This is a genomic window from Actinopolymorpha pittospori, assembly GCF_014873875.1.
GTDB lineage: Bacteria > Actinomycetota > Actinomycetes > Propionibacteriales > Actinopolymorphaceae > Actinopolymorpha > Actinopolymorpha pittospori.
Genome location: NZ_JADBEM010000001.1, coordinates 4,969,022 through 4,995,211 on the forward strand (window position 1 = coordinate 4,969,022; position 26,190 = coordinate 4,995,211).

Annotated in this window: 25 protein-coding genes and 1 pseudogene; 10 read left to right on the plus strand and 16 right to left on the minus strand. The window is 66.3% G+C overall.

All coding sequences use genetic code 11. From position 1 onward, the window contains the following. Window positions 1-541: 541 nt before the first annotated feature. From HEB94_RS23385 to HEB94_RS23400, 4 genes are all read left to right on the plus strand, one after another. Window positions 542-1,036, plus strand: a complete 495-nt coding sequence (locus HEB94_RS23385) for a GNAT family N-acetyltransferase (protein ID WP_192751883.1) — start codon at window positions 542-544, stop codon at window positions 1,034-1,036. A 67-nt stretch (window positions 1,037-1,103) separates the two neighbouring features. Continuing rightward, window positions 1,104-1,385 carry a P-loop NTPase family protein gene (locus HEB94_RS23390; RefSeq protein ID WP_192751884.1) on the plus strand — a complete coding sequence of 94 codons (282 nt, stop codon included), beginning with the start codon at window positions 1,104-1,106 and terminating at the stop codon, window positions 1,383-1,385. 110 nt (window positions 1,386-1,495) lie between these two features. Then, the gene (locus HEB94_RS23395) at window positions 1,496-1,828 is read left to right on the plus strand and encodes a hypothetical protein (protein ID WP_192751885.1); all 333 of its coding nucleotides are present in this window, start codon (window positions 1,496-1,498) and stop codon (window positions 1,826-1,828) included. Between the two features lie 386 nt (window positions 1,829-2,214). After that, window positions 2,215-3,594: an IS1380 family transposase gene (locus HEB94_RS23400; protein WP_192751886.1), complete on the plus strand. Its 1,380-nt coding sequence runs from the start codon at window positions 2,215-2,217 to the stop codon at window positions 3,592-3,594. A gap of 320 nt (window positions 3,595-3,914) precedes the next feature. On the opposite strand, the gene HEB94_RS23405 is transcribed toward HEB94_RS23400, so the two are convergent. Next, window positions 3,915-5,174 (minus strand): IS701 family transposase, encoded by a 1,260-nt coding sequence (locus tag HEB94_RS23405; RefSeq protein WP_192751887.1) that lies wholly within the window; start codon window positions 5,172-5,174, stop codon window positions 3,915-3,917. A gap of 182 nt (window positions 5,175-5,356) precedes the next feature. On the opposite strand from HEB94_RS23405, the gene HEB94_RS23410 reads away from it, so the two are divergent. Further along, window positions 5,357-6,391, plus strand: a complete 1,035-nt coding sequence (locus HEB94_RS23410) for an IS481 family transposase (protein ID WP_192751888.1) — start codon at window positions 5,357-5,359, stop codon at window positions 6,389-6,391. 157 nt (window positions 6,392-6,548) lie between these two features. On the opposite strand, the gene HEB94_RS23415 is transcribed toward HEB94_RS23410, so the two are convergent. Beyond that, window positions 6,549-6,878: a phosphotransferase gene (locus HEB94_RS23415; protein WP_192751889.1), complete on the minus strand. Its 330-nt coding sequence runs from the start codon at window positions 6,876-6,878 to the stop codon at window positions 6,549-6,551. Window positions 6,879-6,928: 50 nt separating this feature from the next. Here HEB94_RS23415 and HEB94_RS23420 point away from each other — a divergent pair, with 50 nt between their 5' ends. Then, window positions 6,929-7,774 carry an AAC(3) family N-acetyltransferase gene (locus HEB94_RS23420; RefSeq protein ID WP_192751890.1) on the plus strand — a complete coding sequence of 282 codons (846 nt, stop codon included), beginning with the start codon at window positions 6,929-6,931 and terminating at the stop codon, window positions 7,772-7,774. 170 nt (window positions 7,775-7,944) lie between these two features. Here the strand turns inward: HEB94_RS23420 and HEB94_RS23425 are convergent, their stop codons facing one another. Continuing rightward, window positions 7,945-8,499 (minus strand): AAA family ATPase, encoded by a 555-nt coding sequence (locus HEB94_RS23425; protein WP_192751891.1) that lies wholly within the window; start codon window positions 8,497-8,499, stop codon window positions 7,945-7,947. A gap of 126 nt (window positions 8,500-8,625) precedes the next feature. After that, a complete protein-coding gene (locus HEB94_RS23430) occupies window positions 8,626-8,796 on the minus strand; it encodes a site-specific integrase (protein WP_192751892.1) in 171 nt (56 codons plus the stop codon). Window positions 8,797-9,256: 460 nt separating this feature from the next. On the opposite strand from HEB94_RS23430, the gene HEB94_RS23435 reads away from it, so the two are divergent. Beyond that, on the plus strand, window positions 9,257-9,646 hold the full coding sequence (locus HEB94_RS23435; RefSeq protein WP_192751893.1) for a DUF2461 family protein: 390 nt from the start codon (window positions 9,257-9,259) through the stop codon (window positions 9,644-9,646). Window positions 9,647-9,724: 78 nt separating this feature from the next. Here the strand turns inward: HEB94_RS23435 and HEB94_RS23440 are convergent, their stop codons facing one another. The 5 genes from HEB94_RS23440 to HEB94_RS23460 form a co-directional block, all read right to left on the minus strand. After that, the gene (locus tag HEB94_RS23440; RefSeq protein ID WP_192751894.1) at window positions 9,725-10,195 is read right to left on the minus strand and encodes a hypothetical protein; all 471 of its coding nucleotides are present in this window, start codon (window positions 10,193-10,195) and stop codon (window positions 9,725-9,727) included. Window positions 10,196-10,199: 4 nt separating this feature from the next. Further along, on the minus strand, window positions 10,200-11,039 hold the full coding sequence (locus HEB94_RS23445; protein ID WP_192751895.1) for a metallophosphoesterase family protein: 840 nt from the start codon (window positions 11,037-11,039) through the stop codon (window positions 10,200-10,202). Next, a complete protein-coding gene (locus tag HEB94_RS23450) occupies window positions 11,036-11,659 on the minus strand; it encodes a DinB family protein (protein ID WP_192751896.1) in 624 nt (207 codons plus the stop codon). Before HEB94_RS23450 ends, HEB94_RS23445 begins: the two co-directional genes overlap by 4 nt. 150 nt (window positions 11,660-11,809) lie before the next feature. Continuing rightward, on the minus strand, window positions 11,810-12,172 hold the full coding sequence (locus HEB94_RS23455; protein ID WP_192751897.1) for a hypothetical protein: 363 nt from the start codon (window positions 12,170-12,172) through the stop codon (window positions 11,810-11,812). Between the two features lie 205 nt (window positions 12,173-12,377). Beyond that, window positions 12,378-12,710, minus strand: a complete 333-nt coding sequence (locus HEB94_RS23460; protein ID WP_192751898.1) for a hypothetical protein — start codon at window positions 12,708-12,710, stop codon at window positions 12,378-12,380. A gap of 415 nt (window positions 12,711-13,125) precedes the next feature. On the opposite strand from HEB94_RS23460, the gene HEB94_RS23465 reads away from it, so the two are divergent. Both HEB94_RS23465 and HEB94_RS23470 read left to right on the plus strand, forming a co-directional pair. Next, complete coding sequence (locus HEB94_RS23465; protein WP_192751899.1) at window positions 13,126-14,751, plus strand: helix-turn-helix domain-containing protein; 1,626 nt, start codon at window positions 13,126-13,128, stop codon at window positions 14,749-14,751. 268 nt (window positions 14,752-15,019) lie between these two features. Further along, window positions 15,020-16,279, plus strand: a pseudogene (locus tag HEB94_RS23470) (IS701 family transposase). Window positions 16,280-16,419: 140 nt separating this feature from the next. Here the strand turns inward: HEB94_RS23470 and HEB94_RS52640 are convergent. The 7 genes from HEB94_RS52640 to HEB94_RS23500 form a co-directional block, all read right to left on the minus strand. Then, window positions 16,420-16,542 (minus strand): hypothetical protein, encoded by a 123-nt coding sequence (locus tag HEB94_RS52640; protein ID WP_273376231.1) that lies wholly within the window; start codon window positions 16,540-16,542, stop codon window positions 16,420-16,422. A gap of 880 nt (window positions 16,543-17,422) precedes the next feature. Further along, window positions 17,423-18,604: a bifunctional glycosyltransferase family 2/GtrA family protein gene (locus tag HEB94_RS23475; RefSeq protein ID WP_337917934.1), complete on the minus strand. Its 1,182-nt coding sequence runs from the start codon at window positions 18,602-18,604 to the stop codon at window positions 17,423-17,425. Between the two features lie 432 nt (window positions 18,605-19,036). Continuing rightward, window positions 19,037-21,232 (minus strand): glycosyltransferase family 39 protein, encoded by a 2,196-nt coding sequence (locus HEB94_RS23480; protein WP_192751901.1) that lies wholly within the window; start codon window positions 21,230-21,232, stop codon window positions 19,037-19,039. A gap of 41 nt (window positions 21,233-21,273) precedes the next feature. Next, entirely contained in the window at window positions 21,274-22,908 is a 1,635-nt protein-coding gene (locus HEB94_RS23485) for a HAMP domain-containing sensor histidine kinase (protein ID WP_192751902.1), read from the minus strand. Between the two features lie 16 nt (window positions 22,909-22,924). Then, window positions 22,925-23,704, minus strand: a complete 780-nt coding sequence (locus HEB94_RS50920; protein ID WP_273376232.1) for a response regulator transcription factor — start codon at window positions 23,702-23,704, stop codon at window positions 22,925-22,927. Between the two features lie 359 nt (window positions 23,705-24,063). Further along, window positions 24,064-24,213 carry a hypothetical protein gene (locus HEB94_RS23495; RefSeq protein ID WP_192751904.1) on the minus strand — a complete coding sequence of 50 codons (150 nt, stop codon included), beginning with the start codon at window positions 24,211-24,213 and terminating at the stop codon, window positions 24,064-24,066. Continuing rightward, window positions 24,210-24,407 carry a hypothetical protein gene (locus HEB94_RS23500; protein ID WP_192751905.1) on the minus strand — a complete coding sequence of 66 codons (198 nt, stop codon included), beginning with the start codon at window positions 24,405-24,407 and terminating at the stop codon, window positions 24,210-24,212. Before HEB94_RS23500 ends, HEB94_RS23495 begins: the two co-directional genes overlap by 4 nt. Before the next feature lie 570 nt (window positions 24,408-24,977). Between HEB94_RS23500 and HEB94_RS23505 the strand changes: the two genes are divergently transcribed. Further along, on the plus strand, window positions 24,978-25,892 hold the full coding sequence (locus tag HEB94_RS23505) for a hypothetical protein (protein WP_192751906.1): 915 nt from the start codon (window positions 24,978-24,980) through the stop codon (window positions 25,890-25,892). Window positions 25,893-26,190 lie beyond the last annotated feature (298 nt).

The following is a 26,190-nucleotide window of genomic DNA, read 5'->3' on the forward strand; positions in this document are numbered from 1 at the left end:
CAAGCCTGCTTGTAATCGGGTGACTGCTGAACCGACCTCTCTTGAGGTCAAGGCGCCGCTGACGCGGCGCACCACCCGGCTACCGCCCTTGCGGGCGGCGCTGGGGCGCCGTCCTCGGACTCACCGGGCGGCACGGAGGCGCAGAAGCAATAACTGAGGCCGGTCGACACGGGTTGGGCGTCGCACCTATCCGACCGCCCCGTCCTCCTCGCATGCCAGTCTCCGGCCTGCACTCCACGCGTCAAGGGCGCCTGCCGGCGTCGCTTCGCGATCTTCGACAACGACCCGGGGTGACCACGATGCCTGACCAGGCGACAGCACCGTACACAGTTCGCGCGCTCGAGCCATCGCTCGCGGGCCGCTCGCCCCTGGGTCCCGCATGAGATGGACGATCACGGACCTGGCTGGCGGGTAGTAGGCCTGCTTGTAATCGGATGATTGCCGGGCCGACCTTTCTCGAGGTCAAGAGCGCCGTTGACGCGACGCGGCGCGCCGTCCTCGGGCTTACCGGATGTTGGCGCTACCGCCTAGCGTGATCGCCATGACAACCTGTTGCGTAGTCCGACCGGAGACAGCCGCAGACATCGCCCGCGTCGCCGACGTCACCCGCCTTGCGTTCGGTGGGCGCCAGATCGAGGTCGATATGGTCGCCGCGATCCGGGCGTCGGACGAGTACGTTCCAGAGCTTTCCCTCGTGGCCGAGGTGGACGGCACCGTTGTCGGGCACTGCATGCTCGGCCGCAAGGCCCTGCTCGGTGTCACTGCCCCACCGGTGCTGGCCCTCGGTCCGCTCAGCGTTCTTCCGTCATGGCAGCGACGCGGCATCGGAAGCCAACTCGTGTCCACAGCTCAACAAGTCGCCACGCACCGGGGGAAGGAAGCGCTCATCGTGCTCCTCGGCCATCCGGACTACTACCCGCGCTTCGGGTTCCTCCCAGCCCGCGACTTCGGCATCCGGCCAGACTGGCCCGCAGCCATGGCCTACCCCTTGCTACCCGATCTCTCGAACTACCGTGGGGCCGAGATTCCGCACTAGGGAGGCTTCCGTCCACCGCGCGGTAAACCTGGTGACGAATCGAGTCTGGTCTTGTCACAGTGTCCGGATGAACTCGGCGTTCGACACCCGCGACCAGACGAAGCCCCGCCTGGTCATGCTTTCCGGTTCCTGTGCGGGCATCGGCAAGTCGACGCTTGCCGAAGGGCTCACACGCAGGCTGGAGGAAGCAGGTGCGACCGTCGACCTGTTCGGCGAGCACCAGATCTTCGCCCGAGCCGACTTCGTCGACGTCGCGGAGGCTTTCCGCAGCAGGGAGTTTCCGACACCCGAGCTCTTCCTGCCCACGTACACGCGGGTCTTCGACGGCTTCCGGGCCGCAAACGCCTGAGGTGTGTTCGACTGGCACTGTGCAGGCATGGCGGCCGACCTTCCGTGGGCGATGCGGGACCACGGTCGGCTTGCGCGGCTTGCCTGGATGTACGAGAGCTCGCGGAGGACATGGATCCCGTCCTCCTAGACCTGGCCGGTGATGTGCGGACGGCGACCGAACGGGCGCTTGCCCAACGTGGTGACGTGTGGGCGAAGCGCTACGCACGCCTCGCGAGCGACGCCGGTCACACGTCTGGGCGCATCGCTGAGCGGATCGTGGCGTGGTCGCGAGATCAGCTGGGCGGGCTGCGGGAACAGGAGCTCGCGGCCATGCGGTCGGCGGGCTGGCCGATCGTAGAGTTGGACGCGATGGCATCGGCTGCTGAGGTCCTGGAGCAGGCGTGGGATGCCCTGGGCCTCGGCCGGTCCACAGCGCTCCCGTCCCCGTGCGTAACGGGTTAGGGCCGCCCGGACTCGGGCGTCTTTCATGCCTGCCGCCAAGTGGGTTCGAGCTTGTCGCGCCGCCGGGCGCGCCCCCAACGTCTCGTCGTGGGCGGCCTCGATCCGGAGCGCCAGGCCTGCAGTGTCCGCTGCAGGGCCATGTATAGCTCGCCAGCGGTCTCCGGCCTCCACTCCACGCGTCAAGGGCCTAGCCTCGGCTATTCACGTGGGTCGGCGGCACGGGGTCTAAATGCGGCGGAGTGCCTTGCCTGTAAGGAAGAATCGGTGTTTGAGGACAACGATCTTTCTCGTAGAAAGGCACTCCGTAGGTGAAGCGTAGCAAGGGTTCGTCGGGTGGGAAGAGGGCACGCCGAGGCAAGGATGGTTCGGCTGGCGGCAGGGGTGGCGTGGCTGGGCCGCGGTTTCGGGTCAGCTCGGATGGGCACGGGTTGGCCTCGCATGCGGGTGTGTCGATGCTGCGCGAGCTCGCTGAGTTCGTGGGTCTGACCAGGTTCGTCACCCAGGCGTTGGCTGACACGTATCGGGGCCCGTGGCTTCACTCTCCGGGGCAGGTGTTCGCTGATCAGGCGTGTGCGATCGCCGATGGGGCGACGTCGACGTCGGGGATCGCGGTGTTGCGGGACCGCCCGCAACTGCACGGGGCGGTGGCCAGTCAGCCGACCGTGTGGCGGCTGGTCGACAGGATCGATGAACGGCATCTGGGGCTGGTGCGTCAGGCGCGGGCGAAGGCGCGTGAGCGGGCCTGGCAGGCGGGAGCGGCCCCGGACCTGGAGGCCACCGGTGGGTATCTGCACATCGACTTCGATGCCACGATCACCATCGCTCACAGCGAGAAGTCCGGCGCTGCACCGACCTGGAAGAAGAGCTTCGGGTTCCATCCGCTGCACTCCTATCTGGACCGGCCCGAGATCTCCGGCGGGGAGTCGCTGGCTGGGATCCTTCGGCCCGGAAACGCCGGGTCGAACACCATCGCCGACCACAAGACACTGCTGGACCTGACCCTTGAAGCGCTCCCGGAGTCCTACCGGCCTGGCGTCGACGGTGCGCCGGAGATCCTGATCCGGGCCGATGCGGCCGGGGCGACCTACGACTTCGCCGCCTACTGCCGGCAGAAACACTGCGAGTTCAGCTTCTCCACCGAGTCGACCCCCACCTATGTGGGGATCGCCGACGCGGTGGACGAGCAGCTGTGGGCGACCGCGATCGAAGACGACGGGATCCGTGACGGTGCCATGGTGTTCGAAGCCACACACTGTGTGGATCTGTCGAAGTGGCCGCAAGGCACCCGGCTGATCCTACGCAAGGAACGCCCGCATCCGGGCGCCCAACTCCAACTGCACAACACCACCAGTGACGGGATGCGGCTGACCGCGTTCATCACCGACACCCCGGCCCGTGTAGTCCCCCACCAGATCCAGGGACTGGAGCTACGACACCGCCAGCACGCCCACGTCGAAGCACGGATCAAAGACTCCGGCCACCTCGGCCTGGGCAACCTGCCGCTGGACGCGTTCTGCCACAACCAGGCCTGGTTCGAGATAGCGCTCGCCGCCGCGGATCTGATCAGCTGGGCGAAACTGCTCGGCTTCAAAGACCACCCCGGGATCGCCAAAGCCACACCCGAAACCTTCCGCTACAAAGTCCTACACGTCGCCGGAAAAATCGTCTCCACCGCCCGACAGCTGTATCTGAAACTGGACTCTTCCTGGACCCCCAGCCCCGCGATCGAGAAAGGCTGGACGCGCATCCGTACGGCCTTCGGCTAACACCCGCCGTCCCTGACCACCTCGCGAGCCGCAGAAACGGAGACCCGCAAACCCCCACTGAACAACAACAACCGGCGCCCAGCCGCCGGGCGCGCCAGCCTACCCGCAAGCAGCTTTCACAACCACGCAAGCCCAAACAAGAATCCATCACCACTAGATCAATTTCCGTGAATAGTTGAGGCTAGTAGGACTTTGTCATGTCGATCATGGTGGGGCGAGTGTTTCGATGTGGTCGATGGTGACTTCTTGTCGGCAGGTGGGGCATGCGCCGGCGATGAGGGCGAGCACGATTTGTAGCTCGTGTACGACTGCGTACAAGCTCAGGCCGGCGCATCCTGTTTTGGGTCGAGTCTGACCATGGTGCAGAAAGCTTGGGCGATCGCGACGAGTGTGACGTGGCGGTTCCAGCCGGTCCAGGAGCGTCCTTCGAAGTGGTCGAGTCCGAGCCCGGTTTTCAGTTCGCGGTAGTCATGTTCGATCCGCCACCGGATCTTTGCCAGGTCGACGAGCTGATCGATCGGTGTGTCGGCAGGCAGGTTAGAAAGCCAGTAGTCGGTAGGCTCGTTCGCCTCATCGGGCCATTCGACCAGCAGCAGCTTCGCCGGCAAGGTCCCATCGTCTGCGCGAGGGATGTCGCGGTTGGCCGGACGTACCACGAACACCGCGAACTTCGAGGTCATGGCAGCACTCGGATTACCTTTCGTTTTTCTGGTCCCCTGCCGCCACGCCACCTCCTGGTAGGCATCGCGGCCGGCCGCCATGGCGATCTCGCGCAGACTCGATGCCGGCTTCGGGTAGTGAGGCTTGGGACGTCTGCCACGACCACCGTTACGTGGCGGTCTCACCGGCTCCGCTTCGCCGGGGTGGGCGCTGGTGCCGGCTTTGAGTGCGACCACATAGTCCAGACCACGTTCTTCCACGCCGAGCCGGAACCTGGTGCAATCCCCATATCCGGCATCGGCAACGACGGGAAGCCTCGGCGACCCCCATTCGGCTTGCTCATCAAGCATGTCCAGCGCGAGCCGCCACTTCTCGACATGCCTCACGTCGTCAGGGACTTTGGATTCGGCTCGCTTCCGGCGGACCTTCTCGGCCTGCTCAGGATCATCACAGGCCTTGTCGTCCCAGCTTTCCGGGCAAAACAACCGCCAGTCAACCGCCGCCGAGCAGGTGTCGTTGACCGCGTGAACACTCACCCCGATCTGGCAGTTGGCGGTCTTGCCCAACGTCCCGGAATACTGCCAGGCCACACACGCCGAGGCAGGCCCATCCTTGGGGAATCCGGTGTCGTCGATCACGTATGCCCGCGGCCCAATCGCCTGCGCAGCCCACGAGCTCAACCTGCGCCGCACCGCGGTGAAATCCCATGTCGAGGAAGTGACGAACTGCTGCAACCGCTGATGATCCACACCCAGCCGCTCCGCCATCGGCTGCATCGACTTACGCCGACCATCAGTCAACAGGCCACGCAGATACAACTCACCCGTGGCACGCTGATCCGAACGCGCAAGACAACCCAGCATGTCGGCTGCGAACTCGCCAAGCCTCGGCCGCAACTCCGCTATCTGATCAGGAGTCATGCACCGACCATGTCAGAACATCAACCACAGAACACGAAACGACACACCTAACAAAGTACTACTAGGTGTTGCGGCTCATGAGGTTGTTGACGGTGGCCGGGGTGTGAGGGAGGGGTAGATCGCCTGGCGGCAGGATGGAAGTGCGACCAACCGTTCTGCTCACCGAAAGGGATCTACCCCTCGTGTCCCACGCTAGCGCCCCGTTGACTCCTGCCGGCCGGCTGCGTCTTGTTCTGCGCTGTCAGTCCCGTCCGATCGCTCACGTGGCCGCCGAAGCGGCGGTGTCGCGTCAGTGCTTGTCGAAGTGGGTGAACCGCTACCGGACCAGCGGCGAAGCCGGCCTGGCCGATCGGTCCAGCGCCCCGCACAGCTCACCGGCACAGACGCCACCGGAGGTGGTGGAGCTGATCGAGAGCTGGCGGCGGGAGCACAAGTGGTCAGCCCGCCAGATCGCGGTCGAGTTGGCGATCCTCGGGCACCAGGTGTCGACTGCGACGGTGGGGCGTTGGCTGGTCAGGTTGGGTATCAACCGCCGTCGCGACCTGGACCCCAGCGGCGCGAGCAACCGCCGGCCGGGCAAGATCACCGCCCGGTATCCGGGTCACATGGTCCATCTGGACGTGAAGAAGGTCGGCCGGATCCCTGATGGGGGTGGCTGGCGGGCCCATGGCCGCGACAGCGAGGCTCACGGGGCGGCCCGGCGCGCGGCCGCTAAGCAGCGTGTCAGGGCCAAGAAGAGCGGCGCCGGCCGGCCGAGCTACGTTTTTCTGCATTCGGCGGTGGACGGGTTCTCCCGGCTCGCCTACACCGAACACCTACCCGATGAGACCGCCGCCACCACCATCGGCTTCTTCCACCGCGCCCGCGGCTTCTTCGCTGCCCACGGCATCAACCGGATCGTGCGCGTGGTGACCGACAATGGTGCGAACTGCCGTGCCGGCGACTTCGCCCGCAGTACACGCGCGTTCGTCTCACGCCACCAACGCACCCGCCCCTACACGCCCCGGCTCAACGGCAAGGTCGAGCGCTACCAGCGCATCCTCGCCGAAGAACTCCTCTACGCCCGCACCTGGACCAGCGAGGCCCAACGCGCCGACGCGATCCAGGTGTGGAACATCCACTACAACTATCATCGAGCCCACACCGCCGCCGGCGACAAACCCCCCGCCACCCGCCTCCGGCGCACCGTCACCAACGTCATGATCGCGAACACCTAGGGCGTCGCTCGGCGATCTGTGACGCTTGACCCGCTCCGCTCCGGCCTTCAATCTGGCTGGTTGCGAGGACTACGGGGAAGAGTGATTGCCCGAGTAGTAGCCCCCCGCCGGCCTCGCTGCACATACGTGGGCTGCTCGCACGCGTGCCGCCGGTTGTTCAGCCTGGCGAACGACAGCCGTCTAGTTGGTCGAGGAGTTGGACGATCTTCTCCCGAAGGCCTGAGATCCAGGGAACGCTCTCCCGAGCGCACCACTCGGCGTTGCGAACGGCGTTGAAGATGTCGTAGATCCAGAAGAGCTGGTCCCAGTTTCTCGGCTCGGCGCCTCCGTGTGCTGCGTAGGACCTGCGTACTCCCGGGAGGATCGCAGCCGAGCGGGGGTCATCGGCTGGGCCGCCGCGAACGAAGTGAGCGAAGTCGTAGAGCGGGTCGCCGACCACGGCATCTCCGAAGTCGACGATGTCGACGACTCGGTTCCTGCGTCGCATCGGGGAAACCGGATTGCGCGGCTCCATGGCCTGCAACCACAATGCCGGACGTGCCGGCGCCCACTGACCTGATGCGTGACCAGACGTTCATCCCGATGACCCAGCCCAAGCTCGTCGAGGGCCTGCGGCAGCTTGGCGTCGAGCCCGGCTCCGTGCTGATGGTGCATGTCCGAATGTCGGCATTCCGATGGGTCGTCGGCGGGATCGACGCCATCGTCGAATCTTTGCGTGATGCGGTCGGCCCGTCCGGCACTCTTCTTGCCTTCACCGGCTGGGAGGACAGCCCCTACCACCTGCCGCTGTGGGACGACTGTCCCCGGTGGCAAGCCGCCTACCGCGACCACCAGCCCGCCTTCGACCCAGCCGTCTCGAGCGCCCGCCGCGACTTCGGCCGCTTCCCCGAGCGACTCCGCACCTGGCCAGGCGCCCGTCGCAGCGGGCATCCGGAGGCCAGCTTCGCCGCCCTTGGACCTGGCGCCGCACGCCTGCTCGCCGACCAGCGGGACAACGACCCGTTCGGGTTCGACAGCCCTCTGGACCGGCTGTGCGAGGAGGACGGCCAGGTCTTGCTGCTCGGCGCGCCGTTGAACAGGATGACCCTCTGCCACCACGCTGAAGCACTGACCGATTTGCCGAGCCGTCGGTTCCATACCTTCCGTGCGCCGGTAGCGGGCATGGGCCTCCGCGAGTACCGCATGATCGACACGTTCTACGGTGCGTTCCCCTACTACGAGGACGGGCGGGGCATCGACTCGCCGACTCGCACGATGGCCGAACAGGCGGTTGCTGCTGGCGCCGGCCGCAGCACGCAAATCGGCGGGGCGACCGCCTGGCTGTTCGACTCTCGGGCAACGGTTGCCGCGGTGCGAGCGTGGCTGGAGCGCGAGTTCGGCTGACGGCATGGGCACCCGTGCATGCCCAGCCAGTAGCCAACCAGCCGAGATCACCCCGAGCGGCACGCGGTACCGCCGCTCGACGCGACCAAAAGGCAGACATTCGGCAGTTCGGAGCCTGCATCGCCGGCGCCGACACGCAAATGCCGGCACGAAATCAGCCACCGGCACCTCTACTCGAGATGGACAGCAGATTCGAATCTGGCCCGCACGGGCGGATCATCGAATCCGACCTCGCTCACCAGTCGTGTCACGATCTGTTCTTCGCTCTCGTCGGCGGTGATGATCGACTCGTCGACGAAGCCCAGCAGATCGCGAGGGTGATACCACTCGCTCAGTGTCTCCGGGCTGACGGTGATCAGCTGTTTGGTCTGGTGCCGACGCTGGGTCTCTTCCAGCTGGATGTCGAAGTAGTAGTGCTTGGTCACGCCCGCGTGATCATCTGTGAGTCGCCGGAGCATCTCACCGTACCGTTCCGCACCGAAGATGCCGTCGGCGATCACGTGGTAGCCGGCGTCGAGGGCGTACCGAGCAGTCATGTCGATCAGTCCGATGTTCGGCAGGCCAGGCCGGTCGTGCTCGCGGAGCACCGTACGGCGCAGGTAGTCCTGCTCGACCCAGGCGACACCACGCCCGAGGCGCTCCCGCAGACGTTTCGCGATTGTCGACTTGCCTGAGGCGGAGTTGCCACGGAGGATCACCAAGCGGGTTTGCGGGCTACCGACCACGGCGAGACGATATCCGAAGGGTCGGTCCGGCCATTAGCCGCTCGGCGTCGGGCAGCTCGGCGGCGGCGAGCAGCCGCACCCGGTCGTTGAGGCGGCGTCGGCCATGCCTCCCGGCCGGAGCTTCCCCTACCGGTTCACTTGGCGCAGCAGCAGGCCGTCGGTGACGCTGTGTGCGGCGAGCGCGGCGAGCCAGGCGCGGACCACCCGCACCAGATCGGTCGCAGGGTGCACGCCGGGCGGCACCTTCACCCGGGCATCCTCGGCGTCCTGGTCGGTCTTGGACGTGCGGATGAGCACACCACCAGGCCCAGCTGGACCCGGTTCGACGCCATCTGGCACACATGGGTGCGAGCGTCCTCGGCGAACGCCGCTCGAGTACTCAGTCCCTTGAGTTCAGGAGGGCTATGCGCAGCATATATCTGGCTCTCTGGAGACGGCGGCTCTTCCGCCTCACCGCATCGGTTACAGAGTGTGGCGCCTTCTTGGTGATGTCATGGTTGGCCCATGAGTGTGGACGATGCCGGCTGGCCAGAGGATGTCTACGGCCTGCTCCTACGTTTGGAATGCGATCCGTCTGCAGAAGTCCTGCAGGCGCTGCGGGGGGAACACGATCGGCTCGTCCGCCGGCCGATGGGGGGTGTGCGACGCCCTCGGCATCGTGGGCGGCTATGGTCGGGCGTGGCCATCTGCGCGGAGTTCCACCCTGCTGTCATGGCAACAGACCCGGGCGAACGTGTGGGTCGCCCGGCGGGTTCACATGACGGTGCTGTTCGACCTCGACGGTCTGCGTGTTGAGGGTGGGTGGACATCCAACGACACCGACCAGCTGTGGCGTTACCGCTCCACTGTCGACGACGAGGACGCCGGTGGCGAGCTGGTAGAGGTCGTCATCGACCTCGACAAGGCGGGGTATGCCCTGACCGACGATCGGCTGACCCGGATGCCCCGCGGGTATTGCGCGGGGCATCCCCGGGCGGAGTTGATCCGCCGTCGAACTGTGATCGCCCGGCGCGACCTCGGCACTGGTCCGTGGCTGCACTCGGCGGAGGTCGTCGATCGCGTATGCGCAGCGTTTGATCAGTTGTTGCCGTTGGCGTCGTGGTTCGTCGGCTACGTGGTCAATGATGGCGACGACTCGGCGCCGTGACTGGTTCGGTCATGGCGTTCGGTTCTCGCCGTCGAGACCGGCCATCACCTTGCGCACGGTCGCCATCGGTCCGCGCGTTTACCCCACCGCGGCCGCCCAGTGCTCGCCGGCGTCGCGTTCCAGCGCCTTGAGGTACACGCTGAGCTTGCCGTAGAAGATGTACACCGCCTCGCGGTAGACCTGATGCTGGACGAACGGCGATGCGATGAAGCCGCCGCCGCGGTCGATCCGGTCGATGTGCAGCTCTTCTTCGGTGAAGCTGTCCAGGGCACCCTTCATGGCGTCGTCCTGTGCTTGGAACCAGTCGCGCAGGCTGGCGATCGTGATCGGCGCGGGCGGCGGGAGCTGGCGGTGCGCCCAATCAAGGGTGAACTTCTCGAAAGAATTGGTGTAGACGCCCTGGAGGCCACCCATCTCAACCAACAGTTCGCCCAGCGTGGGGTTCTGGCCCGGCAGCTTGTAGTTGAGATCGGCATCCGACACCACGGTGAGCAGGTGGTCCCGCATGCTGTGGTGTCCGCGAATTTCCGCTTCGAACAGGCTGTTCAATCGTCTATCCCTCTCGTAATTGTGGGTGGTCCGGATGTTCGAGCCGACGCCCCGAGTGGTTTCGACTGACGTCAGGCTGGGTCTGGGTCGATGACGCGGCCCACGATCCACCTGTGTTTGCCGATCTGGCGTACGCGCTCGAATGCTTACTCGCTTGCTTGCTTATCTCGGCGTGGTGCCAGGTCACGTCCCACTTACCATCGCCGCCCGTCAACATCGCGTAACCCACGCGTTCCTTGTTTCGTGTACCGGCCCGGACAACCCGTAGGGCGCGCCCATCCGATAGTCGATCCTCATACGTGCAGGGGTCGGGCACGTGACCGCAGAGCACCAGGTCTGCGTCGAGGTCGGCGAGCATGCGGAGCGAGGCATCCCGATCGGCGTCGGAAACGTTGGCATCGTAGGTCGGATGTCGCGGCCAGATGGAGTTCCACGGATTCCCCGGCATGCCGTGGCAAACCCATACCCCCTCGGTGAGGAGGAACTCCTCAGGAAGCTCGCGCAGCCAGGCGAGGTCGGCGGGCGTGATCAGAGCCTGGCCCGCTCCAACCTCGTCAATCCAAGGGCCGGCGGGATCGGAACGGCGCAATCTCATCCAGAGCGTGTGCGGCCAGCGAGGGGTTCCCCAGTCCATGAGGTACCGGTCATGGTTGCCGGGAATCGTCCGGATGTCCTCGGCGCGAAGCAACGCGATCGTCTCTGCAGGCGGATCGGGTGAGAATGGACACTCCAGGACATCGCCAGCGAACACCAGCACGTCCGGGGCATGCCCCTTCATCGCAGCCACGGCAGCCTCAAGGGCCACAACGTTGCCCTCAGTGTCTGAGATCAGGCCGATCCTCATGCCGGGCAGCGTTGACGGGTCCTGCCATAACGGTTGGCGTAGATGTCGCGCACCATGCAGATCTGCGTGCCGTGGTGGCTCACCTCGTTGAGCATCGCCGCGAGGGCGTGGTCGCCGCGCCCCCAGGGATGTCCCGGGTAGTCCCGCTCGAGCATCTCGTCGGTCGTGTTCTTGAGCGCTTCCTTGAGCGCGGCCCAGCCGTCGTTGAATCGCGCTAGGCCCTCGTCGACGGTGGGGATGATCGTGTGACCCCACATGCGCCCGTAAATCTCGCGTGTCGGGGTGGTGGGGCCGCCGACGATCTCAAGCTCGGCGAACAGGCCGGGCGCGGCGCCGAAGTGGTTGAGCAGCCAGTTGATGGTTGTCATGGGCATCAGGACCGGCTTGCCGTCGAACTCGTCGGTCGCAAGGTCCCAGTCGCACTCGACGACCCACTGGCCGCTGTCATCGCCGCCGGCGTGCTTCGTACGTTGCTCGCCCCGCGGGCGGATGCCCCACGCACCCGGGTGCGGCTCGAAGTCGAGCTCGTCTTGGATGAGGTCCTTCCGCGCTCGGTCGAGCGTGTAACTGTCGATGAGTCCCATCCAAGTGAGGAACAGGTCGGCGCGCTTGTCCGTCATGGCGCCGAGCTTGGCATGCCCTCACTGCGTGCTACAAGATCCCCAGAGCCGAGCGACATCACGGACCGTGCCCCCGCAGGTCGATGGCGCTCTTGCTGGGCGCTCCTTGGGTGCGCCAGAACCAGACGTTCTGGGCGGACGCCGTAACCCTTACTCAGGAGCGCGGTGGCCGCACCGATCGACGGTTCTGCGCGGCTTGGCAAGACGGTCGACACCGGGAGCAATGATCAGAACCTGTGGATGGCCCTCGGCCTGATGACGTGAAGGGACGCACCTTCCCGAGGAAGATCTGGAATCCATAGCTGTCTGATCAGGGCCGGCGTTGGCGCGCCGGTTCGGGAAGGTACGTCCGTGCTCGAGGTAGTCCAGGAAGAGGCCCAGTCCCACCACCAGCACGAGCCCGAGACCGTACTCGCCCTCGACGCCGTTGGTCGGGCGCAAGATCGCCGACCCTACTGCCGGCGGACGCATCGTCGTCTCACCCGGCAAAGCGGCGATCAATTCGACCCACATGCCTCGATCATGCCGGACGAGCTTGCGGACGATCCACGCTCAGCGCAGCGGGACGAGGCGGCGACCTGTGCTGACCCCAGCGTGACCCCAACGACCTGCAACATCCGGCGACGATGAGCACCTGGTCGATGACCTCCGAAGCGCGCACAAGCAGGCCGTGATCAGGGTGCTCGGTCCTACGGATCTGATGGTCGCCGGGTGGCGTTTACGTCCGCTGTCGCAGGACGGCTGCCGTCCAGACTCCCAGGCTGCGCAGTGCTCGGCAGCGCGCGTATCCGTCCACCAGGTGGAGAGTCGGTCCGAGGGCGATCAAGGGTGGGATCGGCTCGTCGGCGCGAATGCGCGCAACGAAGCCATCCCGCCGCGCAACATGGATAGGGTCCGCGTCGTGCCGTTCCACCATGTCTTCGTTGACATCCAACAGCTCCAAGTTCAAGGTGTCCTGGAACCAGTCGTGGCGGGTGATCAGCTCGATCGGGATATCCGGCGCCTCCTCCGTCAAGGTCGCGAGGGCGTGGGCGGCCGGGTCATCGATCACCTTCCAGTGGACATTCACAAGCTCGCACGGTGGTCGATGACGAATCGTGGGGTGTGGGGACGACGTGTAACCGTGTGTCGTGCGGGCCATCCACGGGCCATTAGCGCCGATTCTCGTGTCTAGCGGTGGCGCGTCGGTGGCTCCAGGATGTTGGGCGGCTCCGGGCTGCTTTCGCCTATGGGCATGTGATTGTGATGGTCGTTGCGCCCGAAGCGGGTGATCGGTCAGGGTCGATCTGACTGCCTGTTGTGGCGGATTTCGGATTGTCGTCCGACCCGGATGTGATGAGCGAGCACGATCTCACTTGGAGTACGACGGCGGGAGAGACGCAGCGATGGCTGCCGTTGCGCTCTGTCGCCGCCAGTGATCGGCGTGTCATGTTGACCGCGATCGTGTCGCTTGCTGTAGTTGAATCGTGGAACAAGCAGCGATATCCACCCCAGAAGCGGCCCGTCGGGGCAGTGAGTACTTCGCCGCCCCAGCAGCGGCGAACCAGCGTCGTTACGAGGCACTGCGCGCGTACCTGTTCGAGGGAGTCTCAGCGGCGGAGGCGGCGACCCGCTTCGGCTACACCCTGACGACGCTGCAGTCGCTGGTGCGGGACTTCCGGGCCGGACGCTGCGAGTTCTTCCAGAGCTCGCGTCCGGGCCCGAAGACGGCCCCGGCCAAGGAAGCGGCCCGCACCAGGATCATCGAGCTGCGCCGGTTGGGCCACTCGGCCCAGGAGATCGCTGCCGCGCTCGCCGAGGAGGACACTCCGCTCAACCGCACCGGGGTCGCCGAAGTCCTGGCCGAGGAAGGGTTCCCACGCTTGTGGCCCCGTCCGCACGCCGAGCGCGGCCTACCCCGACGCGAATCCCAGCCCCGCACCAAGGTGATCGACTTCGCCGTCCTGCCCGCCCACGCCGACACCCGGATGGCCGGGCTACTGCTGACCATCCCCGATCTGGTGGCACTGGACCTGCCCGGCCTGGTGCGGGCCGCGGGCTATCCCGGCACGTCTGTGATCCCGGCGATCAGCTCGATCCTGTCGCTGCTGGCGATCAAACTCACCACCACCCGCCGCGTCTCCCACATCGACGACATCGCCACCGACCCCGGTGCGGCGTTGTTCGCCGGGCTGACCAGCCTGCCCAAGGCCACCGCGCTGACCACCTACTCCTACCGGCTCGACCACACCCGGCAACAACGATTCCTTGCCGCACTGGACAAAGCCAGCCTCGCCGCAGGGCTCGCGCACGGCGAGGCGATCAACCTCGACTTCCACGCCGTCATGCACTGGGGCGCCGACCCCGCGTTGGAAAAACACTACGTGCCCAGACGTTCGCAACGCACCCGCTCAGTGTTGACCTTCTTCGCCGAAGACGCGGCCACCCACACCCTGCTCTACGCCAACGCCGACCTCGCCAAAGCCAACCAGAACAACGAAATCCTCGCCTTCGCCGACCACTGGCGCACAACCTCCGGAGCGGACCCGAAACTGTTGATCTTCGATTCCAAGGTCACCACCCAGGCCCAGCTCGCCGACCTCGACGCCCGCGGCATCGCCTTCATCACCCTGCGCGCCCGCACCCCGAAACTCACCGAACACCTACATGCCTTGCCCGCCAAGGACTGGACACCACTCACCATCGCCCGAGCGGGCGGGAAAACCCGCCGTGTCCGCGTGATCGAAGACCCCGCCGCCACACTCTCGGCCTACCCCAGCACGCTACGCCAACTCGCCATCACCGGACTCGGGCACGACGAACCCACCATCCTGATCACCAACAATCGCACCACCCCGACCAAACACGTGATCGAGGCCTACGCCAGGCGGATGAACATCGAACAACGCCTCGCCGAAGCCATCCGCTCCTTCGGCCTGGACGCCCTCGCCGGCGCGGTCCCCCAACATCGACCTCGACGTCGTGCTCTCCGTACTCGCCCACACCATCTGCGCCGCGCTCCGCCGACGCCTCCCCGGCTACGCCACCGCCACACCCGACACCCTGCAACGCCGATTCCTCTCCACCGGCGGCACAATCGAAAACCGCGATAACGAAACCATCGTCCGCCTCGACCGACGCGCCTACTCACCCGTCCTCCGCCACGCCGACCTCCCCACCACCGAAGTCCCCTGGTGGGGCGGACGACACCTCCGCTACGAATACGAGTGATCAAGCTGGGGTTGAATCCGCTGCGCGAGAATCAGCGTTAGCCGAGGGCGGATTCAATCGGTCGTTGCAACGCCGACACCTTGGCCTAGTAGTACTTTGTTAGGTGTGTCGTTTCGTGTTCTGTGGTTGATGTTCTGACATGGTCGGTGCATGACTCCTGATCAGATAGCGGAGTTGCGGCCGAGGCTTGGCGAGTTCGCAGCCGACATGCTGGGTTGTCTTGCGCGTTCGGATCAGCGTGCCACGGGTGAGTTGTATCTGCGTGGCCTGTTGACTGATGGTCGGCGTAAGTCGATGCAGCCGATGGCGGAGCGGCTGGGTGTGGATCATCAGCGGTTGCAGCAGTTCGTCACTTCCTCGACATGGGATTTCACCGCGGTGCGGCGCAGGTTGAGCTCGTGGGCTGCGCAGGCGATTGGGCCGCGGGCATACGTGATCGACGACACCGGATTCCCCAAGGATGGGCCTGCCTCGGCGTGTGTGGCCTGGCAGTATTCCGGGACGTTGGGCAAGACCGCCAACTGCCAGATCGGGGTGAGTGTTCACGCGGTCAACGACACCTGCTCGGCGGCGGTTGACTGGCGGTTGTTTTGCCCGTAAAGCTGGGACGACAAGGCCTGTGATGATCCTGAGCAGGCCGAGAAGGTCCGCCGGAAGCGAGCCGAATCCAAAGTCCCTGACGACGTGAGGCATGTCGAGAAGTGGCGGCTCGCGCTGGACATGCTTGATGAGCAAGCCGAATGGGGGTCGCCGAGGCTTCCCGTCGTTGCCGATGCCGGATATGGGGATTGCACCAGGTTCCGGCTCGGCGTGGAAGAACGTGGTCTGGACTATGTGGTCGCACTCAAAGCCGGCACCAGCGCCCACCCCGGCGAAGCGGAGCCGGTGAGACCGCCACGTAACGGTGGTCGTGGCAGACGTCCCAAGCCTCACTACCCGAAGCCGGCATCGAGTCTGCGCGAGATCGCCATGGCGGCCGGCCGCGATGCCTACCAGGAGGTGGCGTGGCGGCAGGGGACCAGAAAAACGAAAGGTAATCCGAGTGCTGCCATGACCTCGAAGTTCGCGGTGTTCGTGGTACGTCCGGCCAACCGCGACATCCCTCGCGCAGACGATGGGACCTTGCCGGCGAAGCTGCTGCTGGTCGAATGGCCCGATGAGGCGAACGAGCCTACCGACTACTGGCTTTCTAACCTGCCTGCCGACACACCGATCGATCAGCTCGTCGACCTGGCAAAGATCCGGTGGCGGATCGAACATGACTACCGCGAACTGAAAACCGGGCTCGGCCTCGACCACTTCGAAGGACGCTCCTGGACCGGCTGGAACCGCCACGTCACACTCGTCGCGATCGCCCAAGCTTTCTGCACCATGGTCAGACTCGACCCAAAACAGGATGCGCCGGCCTGAGCTTGTACGCAGTCGTACACGAGCTACAAATCGTGCTCGCCCTCATCGCCGGCGCATGCCCCACCTGCCGACAAGAAGTCACCATCGACCACATCGAAGCACTCGCCCCACCATGATCGACATGACAAAGTCCTACTAGGTCAGTTACCGACCGGTCGACGCGGGCGACGCGTCTTCTTGGGAGCCGGCTTGCGTTGGGAACTCCTGTTCTTGTCGTCGTCCTTGCGGCGGGACTTCACAGGAAGGATCTTGTGGATGCTCATCGTATTTCCTTCTACTTGATGGTGCTCTCTGTCGAAACCGTTCGGCTTGACACGGAAAAGATTACGTGATGCTTTTCGAGTGGAGAAGGGGATAGAGCTGAGAGTTCACCCAATTGATGATGAGCGGATTAAGGTAACAATCCCAGCATCGGAAACTGTCGAGATTCCGCCCGACCGGGGACAAGCACTTGTGATCACTGACGCGGACTTGGCCCTATTTTCGCGAATAGCTCACTCGCTGGATCACGTGAGCACCAAGGCTTCGGGTCCGGCCGTTGTTGCAGCCCGGCTGTCGTGCTTCTTGCAGGCGGCAACGCTGTGTTGCGCCGAGACCCCAGCGAACTGACCACGCTGAGATGCTCACGGAGTTTCCTGCTACCGCCAGCGCGGGGCAGATAGTGCCTCGCCCATTCGAAGTATGTCCCTTTGACGGTCAGCGGTTTGGGTTGGCGTGGGCCGGAATACCAGACGGTCTCACATGGCCGCGGGCTTGGGCGTGACTTTACTCGACGGCCACTACAGCCTGGCGGGGCGGAAGCCGGTCTAGATTGTCGCCATCAAGCTCTTCCTACATGACGATCTGGACTCGGCTCTGTCTGGAGGCGATCTGTTCCTACAGCTGTGCGCAGACAATCGGGACACGGTGGTGCACGCGGTGATCGACCTGGTGGACTACACAAGTGGCGTGCTGACGTTGCATTGCCGTATCGATTGCCAAGCAATCGCCTTCGTCCCGTCGGTGTCCGCAGAGACTGGTTCGGTTTCACGCTGCATCGCCGATCCGACATCTCGAAGGCCACCCAATTGAACCAGCTGGTCTGGGTACAGCCACGTACGGCAGACTCAGCTCTCACCGACGCACGGTTGGGTTGAGCGCCCCTTACGCCGGCCGCGTGTCCAGGGCCTGCGGCTCGCGGTTCGTGGACCGAAAAACCCACAGTCGCAGCAGTAGGAAGCGCAGGACGGTCGCGGCGAGATTGGCCATGACGAGGACGATGAGTTCGAGGCCGCGCTCGGGTGCGGGGGCGAGCGTGTGCAGGACGCCGAGTGAGCCGCTGGTCAGGACCAGCCCCAGTGCGAAGACGAGCAGTCCCTGTGCTTGGTGTCGGCCGGCGGCGCGACGGCCCCGGACGCCGAAGGTGAGCCGCCGGTTCGCGGCGGTGTTGGCGATCGCGGTGAGGAGCAATGCGAGCAGGTTCGCGCCCTGCGCGCCGACCGTGCCGCGGAAGGCGACGTACAGGACCAGATAGGCGAGTGTGCTGACCGCGCCGACGGCGGCGAAGCGGAGGAGCTGGCGGGTCAGGCCCGCGGCCACCCCTGGTGCGAGGGGTTCCAGCGGTCCCCGACCGAACTGCGTACGCAGCTGCCCCAGCGGCAGCCTGCCAACGGCGAATGCCCCGACCAGCCGGATGATTCCCCGCAGGTCGGCCAGCGCGGTCGCCACGATGTCCACCCGGCTGTCCGGATCGTCCACCCAGTCGACCGGCACCTCGTGAATGCGCAGGCCCGCACGCTCGGCGAGAACGAGGAGTTCGGTGTCGAAGAACCAGCCGCCATCCTCGACGAGGGGCACCAGGTGCTGGGCGACGTCGCGGCGGATCGCCTTGAAGCCGCACTGTGCGTCGGAGAATCGGGCGACCAGCGTGCCGCGGAGCAGCAGGTTGTAGCCGCGGGAGATGAGCTCCCGCTTCGGGCCGCGGAGTACGCGGGAGGCGGGTGCGAGCCGGGTGCCGATGGCGAGGTCGGAGTGCCCCGAGATCAGCGGTGCCACCAGCGGAAGCAGGGCCGCAAGGTCGGTGGACAGGTCGACGTCCATGTAGGCGAGGACCGGCGCGGGTGAGTCGAGCCAGACGGCGCGTAACGCACGGCCCCGGCCCTTTTCGTCCAGGTGTACGACGCGCACCTCGGGAAACTCTGACGCGAGTGTCTGGGCGATCGAAAGAGTCCTGTCGGTGCTGGCGTTGTCGGCGATCGTGATGCGGAAGGGATACGGAAAGGTATGGGCGAGGTGCCAGTGCAGCCGGCGTACCGAGTTGGCGAGGTCGGCTTCTTCGTTGTACACGGGGACCACCACGTCCACCACCACCGATGGGTCGCGCCGCATCGGCTGGTAGGTCGAGCGGTCTGCGAGGGCACCTGTCGCTCGTGGGCTCGTGGATGGGGAGAGATTCGACGTGGAGATTCCATTCGGCGGGACCGACCCATCGTTCGGCCTGGAAGGAAAGGTAGCGGTCGTCATGCAATCGAGGGTTGACGGTCCGGCTGTCAGCGAAGTGTGGCGTGCCTGTGGACGACCTGTGAGCTAACCCCTCCTTGTGGCGGTGGACATCCAGGAGACCGGTCGGCGAGACGTCACGTCATGGGCGGGGCTGCCCGCCCTGGCGGCAGACAAGTCCCCACGACCGCGCCTGGGGACGCGGATCGCGGGGACGGGTCGGAACCGGACCAGGCACCGGTCGGGCGACTTGGTGCCGGGTCCGTATTGCCCGTGGGGTCAGGCCGTCGCTCCGCTCTGGGTGGTCAGGTCGTAGACGGTCACACCGCCGACCGTCGTGGGCGGGAAGGTGGCGGCTACCCAGGTCTCGATCTCCTGTGAACTCGACGTCGCGCCGTTCGTCCACATGCCGCCGCGCTGACCACCGTTGCCACCCCTCCCGGCAGCGTCACCGCCCGGTTCCCGGGCGCTGTCGCCGAGGAAGTAGTGGATCCTTCCCGCGGCGACGTAGGCCTGGAACTGCGCGAGGGTCGGGGAGGGGTCGGTGCCGTTGAATCCACCGACGGGCATCACCGGTTCCCCGGTCGCGAGTTGGTAGCCGGCCGCGCTGTTGGAGCGGACCGTGGCCGCGACCCAGGTGTAGGAGTCGCTGTCCTTCTCCAACAGAGCAACGAGTTCGACGCTCGGCGTACTGCCCTGGAGGGGCCCGCCCATGCCTCCGGCGCCTTGGCCGTTCGGGCCGCCCTGTCCGCCGGGGAAGCCCCTGCCGGGACCTCCCTGGGCGTTCGGTCCGCCCTGTCCGTTCGGCCTGGCGGGGAAGCCGCCACCTGGTCCCGCCTGTCCGCCCTGGCCGTTGGGTGCGCCCCGACCGCCCGGGCGACCCCCCGGGAACATGCCACCCATGCCGCCCTGGCCGGCCGGTCCCGCCGAGGGGATCGCTCCCGCATGGGGTGTCGCGGCGGTGGCGATGGAGTACGCCGTAGGACCGGCGAGGATCGCCACGACCGCGAGGCCGGCCACCGCCGTTCGCACGGCGGCGAACCGGCCAACAAGCAGCAGCCCCACGACGGCGGCCAGTCCGGCGACGAGCACCGCGGTTCGCAGCCAGGGCTGCCAGTCCGAACTCCGGGAGAGCAGCAGGTACGCCCAGTACGACGTACCCGCCACCGCCACCGCCAGCACCGCGCGGGCCACAAGTCGTCCGCGCAGCCGCCACAACTCGACCGCACCCGCGCCCACGAGTGCCGCGATCGCTGGTGCCAGCGCGACCGTGTAGTAGGGGTGGATGATGCCGTGCATGAAGCTGAACACCAGCGTGGTGACGACCAGCCAGCCGCCCCACAGCAGGAAGCCGGCGCGGGTCAGGTCCGTACGAGGTGCCCGTCGGGTCAGCCACAGCCCGATCAGGATGGCCACCACAGCTGCGGGCAGGAGCCAGGCGATCTGACCGCCCATCTCCGCGGAGAACAACCTGCTCCAACCGATCTGGCCCCAGCGGCCACCTCCCGGACCACCAGAGCCTGGGCCGCCACCGCCGCCGACGCTCCCGATTTCATTCCCGGTCAGGCGTCCCAGCCCGTTGTAGCCAAGAGCGAGCTCCAGAATGCTGTTGGTCGGCGATCCTCCGATGTAGGGCCGGTACTTCGCCGGCACCAGTTCGACGACGGCGATCCACCACCCCGCGGAGACGAGCAGGGCCAGTCCCGCAAGCAGAAGTTGACGGATCCTGCGGAACAGCCCGGTCGGGGCGGCCAGCAGGAAGACCAGGGCGAGCGCGGGGACGACGAGCAGCGCCTGGAGCATCTTCGTGAGGAAGCCGAAGCCGACGAGCGTCCCGGCCAGAACGAGCCAGCCCGTGCTTGCCTTATCGGTCGCTCGTACCGTCGCGTAGGCGGCGAGCAGGAGAAGTAGCACCAACAGCGCCTCCGGGTTGTTGAAGCGGAACATCAGTGCCGCCACCGGCGTGGCCGCGAGGACCAGCCCGGACAGCAGCGCGGCGGAGGGCGGGAACCACCGCCGTACGGTCGCGACGAGCACACCCACCGAGGCGATGCCGGCGAGTGCCTCCGGGACCAGGACGCTCCACGCGTTGAGCCCGAACACGCGTACGGACAGAGCCATCAACCACAGCGCGGCGGGCGGTTTGTCCACGGTGATCGAGTTCGCCGCGTCCGAGGAGCCGTAGAAGAACGCCTTCCAGCTGACCGATCCGGCCTGGACCGCTGCTGAGTAGAAGCTGTTCGCCCACCCGGAGGCGCCGAGTCCCCACAGGTAGAGAACACCGGTGGCCAGCAACAGCCCGAGCAGCGCCGGACGTAGCCAACGAGGGTCCTCCCTCCGGCCACGTAGCAACCGACCGGTCAGGGCCGTTCGCTGCGTCGGGGCGTCCAGTTCCGATCCAGCAGGACCACCCGGTCCTTCCGCAGATGCGGCGGGTCCGCCTGGGCCGGGAGTCGCGGGGAATGTCGTCGTCATGGAGCCAGCCTCGACACCGGTCCTGTGCGCCGGCTAGCGCCTCACTGTGCGTGGCCTGTGCGATTCCGCAGCCGGAAGGGCGCGCCGACTGGCCGGCGATGAGCCAGCGTCGTGTGGGGTGGGCGAGCGTCCGGGGTTTCGGGCGCCTCGGGTGATGCGGGTCGTGCGCGGCTGTCGTGCCGCGGGGTCCGGTTGGGGAGTTCGATGGTGAACGCGGTTCGCCCCGGTGTGCTGTCGACCCGTACGCGACCCCCGTGGGCCTCGGTGACGGCTGCCACGATCGCCAGGCCGAGGCCCGTGCTTCCGGCGGCGCGGGAGCGGGAGGTGTCGCCGCGGGCGAAGCGTTCGAAGACGGTCGGCTGCAGGGACGCCGGGATGCCGGGCCCTTCGTCGATGACGCGCAGCAGCACGACGCCGGTCCTCGAGGGTGGTGTGAGTTCGACGGTGACCCGGGTTCGGGTGGGGGTGTGGGTCCGCGCGTTGGTGAGCAGGTTGGCCAGGACCTGGTGCAGGCGGTGCGGGTCACCGGTGACGACTACGGGTTCCTCGGGGAGGTGGAGTTCCCAGCGGTGTTCGGGTCCTGCGGCGCGGGCGTCGTTCAGGGCGTCCACGAGGAGGCGGGACAGGTCGACGCGGTCTCGGGCGAGTGGTCGGCCGGCGTCGAGGCGGGCTAGCAGGAGCAGGTCGTCCACGAGTGTCGTCATTCGGGCGGATTCGGACTCCACTCGGCCGATCGCGTAGGCCACGTCTTCTGGTACCACCTGCTGGCCGCGTCGGGTGAGTTCGGCGTATCCGCGGATCGCGGCGAGTGGGGTACGGAGTTCGTGGCTGGCGTCGGCGACGAACTGGCGTACCCGGGTTTCGCTGGCGTGCCGTGCGGCGAGTGCGGAGGCGATGTGGCCGAGCATCTGGTTGAGCGCGGAGCCGACCTGGCCGACCTCGGTGCGCGGGTCGGTGTCGACCTCGGGTACCCGTACGGCGAGGGCGACCTCGCCGCTGTGCAACGGCAGTTCGGCGACCCGCGTGGCGGTCGCAGCGACCCGATTGAGCGGCCGCAGGGTGCGCCGCACGATCGCCGCGCCAGCGAGGAACGCCGCCAGCAGACCCGCCGCGGCGACACCACCCACCACCAGAGCCACCTGGGTCACGGTTGCACGTACAGGCGCCAGCGGAAGCCCCGTGATGACCACGTCGCCGCCCGGCAGGTCGGCGGCGATCAGCCGGTAGGTGCCGAGTCCTGTGATGTCGCGGCTGTGCGGATGACCGTCGACTGGCAGTTGGGTGAGGACGGGACGTGCCGAGGAGGCGACGGGCTGCGCCGTACCTGTTTTGTCGAGGACGGCGGCGGCGCTGACCTGTCCGTCGACCAGGCGGGCGCCGAGGGTGTCCGCGGCCGTTCCTGGAGCTGCGAGGAACCCGAGCTCTTCGGGGAGTTCTGGCCGGTCCGCTAAATCGGGCCGCGGTGCTCGTTGCCGGTGGTCGGCTGGTGGGCGTAGGGCGGTGGCGGTCCGGTCGGCGGCGGCGATGAGTTGTTCGTCGACGCGATTGGTCAGCGAGCTTTGCAATGCGAGCACGGTCACCACGCCGACGACGGTGCACACGGTGAGCAGCAGGGCCATCAGTACCGCGAGCAGTCGCGCCCGCAATGTCCATCTCGCGGGTGTCAGGACAGCCATGACCTGCGTCCTCGTTTCAGGAGGCGGGTTTGAGGACGTATCCCGCACCGCGCATCGTGTGGATCATCTGGGGCCGGCCGGCGTCGATCTTCTTGCGCAGGTAGGAGATGTAGAGCTCCACGACGTTCGCCTGCCCGCCGAAGTCGTAGCTCCAGACGCGGTCGAGGATCTGGGCCTTGCTCAGGACCCGGCGCGGGTTGCGCATCAGGAACCGCAGCAGTTCGAACTCTGTCGCGGTCAGCGTCACGAGGTCACCGTCGCGTCGTACCTCGCGGCTGTCCTCGTCGAGGGTGAGGTCGCCGACCACGAGCAGGGCGTCGGAGCGGACGGCGGTGGCCACAGTGCGCCGCATCAGACCGCGCAGCCTGGCCACGACCTCCTCCAGGCTGAACGGCTTGGTCACGTAGTCGTCCCCGCCCGCCGTCAGACCGGCGATGCGATCCTCCACCGCGTCCTTCGCGGTCAGGAAGAGGACGGGAACGTGGGGGTCCTCCTCACGCAGCCGGTGGAGGACCTCTAGGCCGTCCAGATCGGGCAGCATCACGTCCAGGACGACGGCGTCCGGGCGGAACTCACGTGCGACGCGGACCCCCGTCAGGCCGTTGTCGGCCGCCCGCACGTCCCAGCCCTCGTAGCGCAGCGCCATCGCCAGCAGATCGGTGAGGGTGGGTTCGTCGTCGACGACCAAGACCCGAACCGGCGCGCCGTCGGCCCGACGCAGGCCTGCGTCTCCGCCGGCTCGGGCACCTGGCGTGGCGGCGCCGGTGCTCTGCGTCGACGTACTCGTGGTAGGCATGCGGGCATCGTGGCGGCGGTTCCTGTGTGGAACCTCAGCGCAACCTGTGAGTCGGCTGTGGTGTTGCCCGGACCCGCAGTCGGACCCGCCCTCGCGCACTGTCGCGTACCGTCCGTCGTGGTACACGAGCGGTGTGTGGTCGCCGTACCTCGCGTGGGTGACGCGCGCGACCACAGGATGGTGGTCAAGTACCGTTCGACGCCGGAACCAGCGCGAACGCCCGGATAACACCGAGGCTTCCGAAGAAGTGTGTGGCGAGTTCGAGCCGGATTGTCCAGCGATCACTTCCGCCTGCTTGTCGGCCAACTCGGGCGACGTGCCGAAGCGTCGGGCAAGGATGCTGGCCGGCTTCTCCGTGGTCACAGCTTGTCCCTCCACCTCTTGGGCAGCAGCCGGAGGCAGTCGTCACGGAACCGTCGCCTGGTGCAGACCCGGCCTGGGTGCCGGCCCTGGCAGATCCGCGCGAAGGCCTCGTCGACCGACCCAGGCTCTGGCACCTGCTCGCTCACGTGTTCCGCTCCTCCTCTCCGGCCGACTGCTCCCGTTTGGGCTTCGTCCACAGCGCCATCGCACAGACCAGGACGAAGAGCGTCTCGACGCCGTAGCTGATTGGAATGGACCCGCGTGCCAACTCGGTGATGATCGCAGTCATGCCGGTCACCACCAATGTCCAGCAGGCGATCGAGAGGAGCTTGCGAATCACCCGGACAACCTTGACCGATTCACTCTCTCGAGTACGTTTGATCATCCTGCTAGACGCCGTCGGAATGTGCCAATAAGGACGCGAAGGAGTCGCACGTCGGTGCCGCCCTTCTCAGGTTGGTGGTCGATCAAGAGGAGTTGGAAGGTTTCTTGGAATGGTTGAACCCGCAGTCCATAGCGCTCGGCGATGCCCTCATCCGCGAGCATGACTGTAAGCCGTTTGAGATCTCCGTACGCCCGTTCGTGCGTCACGTATGTCTGGATCACATGTTTCTTGGGCCGGCACATACGGCAGCCATCCTTTCGACCCCACGAGGTGAGTGGCGGCAGAGTAGGCCAGGTTCCGCTGATCACAGAAGGCCGGGGTGGTTGATCGCTTGGTGCGGGTTACTCCCATGATCGCCGTAGGACCGTCCGGCGGCCCAGGGATGACTCATCGAATGACCGATCGGTCCACACTTCGCGGCATCCCCCGGAGGCGGACTGGGCGTTTTCACAGGCCGCCCACAGGGTTCTCACATAATCGGCGTGCAGCCTCTGCACAGGTATCTATCTAGCTAGGAGCGCCATCATGGACGATTACGACCCCGCAAGCCTTCACGAGACGAGCGCGACGTCTGGTTCGCCGGTTGCTGAAAGTTCGAGCGGCATGGGCGCTGCGCAGCTTCTCCCGCCAGCGTCTTTGCCGGATTCGTCGGTCTCCGTAGCAACGGTCAAACAAGCACGCTGGGAAGGCGAAAGGCGATCATTGTTGATCAGAAAAGGGAGATGGCCCGCGGCCGTGGCGCTGATGTGTGCGGTGGTCGGGTTGTCCGGCTGTGCCGCGACGCCCTCCTCGGCCGCAGCCACCCCACCCTCGGCGACAGCCGCAGCCCTCTCCGCAGAGGCGCGGGACGGCATGCCCGGCAGCGGCGGCGATCTCGGATCCGGTGGTGGGGGATCCGAGGCTCGATTTGGGCCGGCCGCAGGGGGATCATCGGGCACGGTCAGCAACGTGTCCACGTCGAGCTTCACGATGTCGACAGCAACGGGTCAGAAGGTGACCGTCAAGGAGACGTCCACCACCACATACCGGAACGGGGCGAGCTCGACCTCGGCGAGTGCCATGACAACGGGCGAACCCGTTGTCGTGCTCGGGACCGTCGACAACACGACCATCACGGCTACGCAGGTCATCGTGCAAGCGACGGCCGGCGGATCCACGACGTCTTCGCAGCGACAGGTGATCCCCTTCCAGCAAGGAGCCCCGACGACGTCGAAGCAGGTCGGTCAGGTCCCGGCGAACTACAGTGAGGGGTCGGGGACGATCGTCAGCGGAGCGGCAGCGAACAAGGCGACGGAAGCCGCGCTGGGCGCCTATTCGGGTGGTGTCGTCGACCGTGTTGTGAAACTGAGCAACGGCGAGTACGAGGTCCACAACATCGGCGTCAACTGGCCCCATCACATCTTCGTCAACCAGGGCTTCAAGGTCATCGGCGCCGAGTAACTGCCTGGCAGTGCGGATGTGCTCAGTGGGGCGGGCTCGGCTCACAAAAGGCGACGCGATGCCACCCACGGCTGTCTGCCGCAGGTGAGCGAAGCCGAAACGTCGAAGACCGTTGTCGCCATACCCGGATTCACCGATGAACAGCGCGTGGTGAGTCTGGGTTGTGGCGCAGGAGTGCCCTCCATGTTGTGATCGGACTTGTCTAAGGTTCGCTCTGTCCAGCATGGAAGGGCATCTCTGAGGTGGTGCGACGCGAGGTCGCACGGGTTAGTAACGCGTTGGCTTGGCGGTCGGTGGC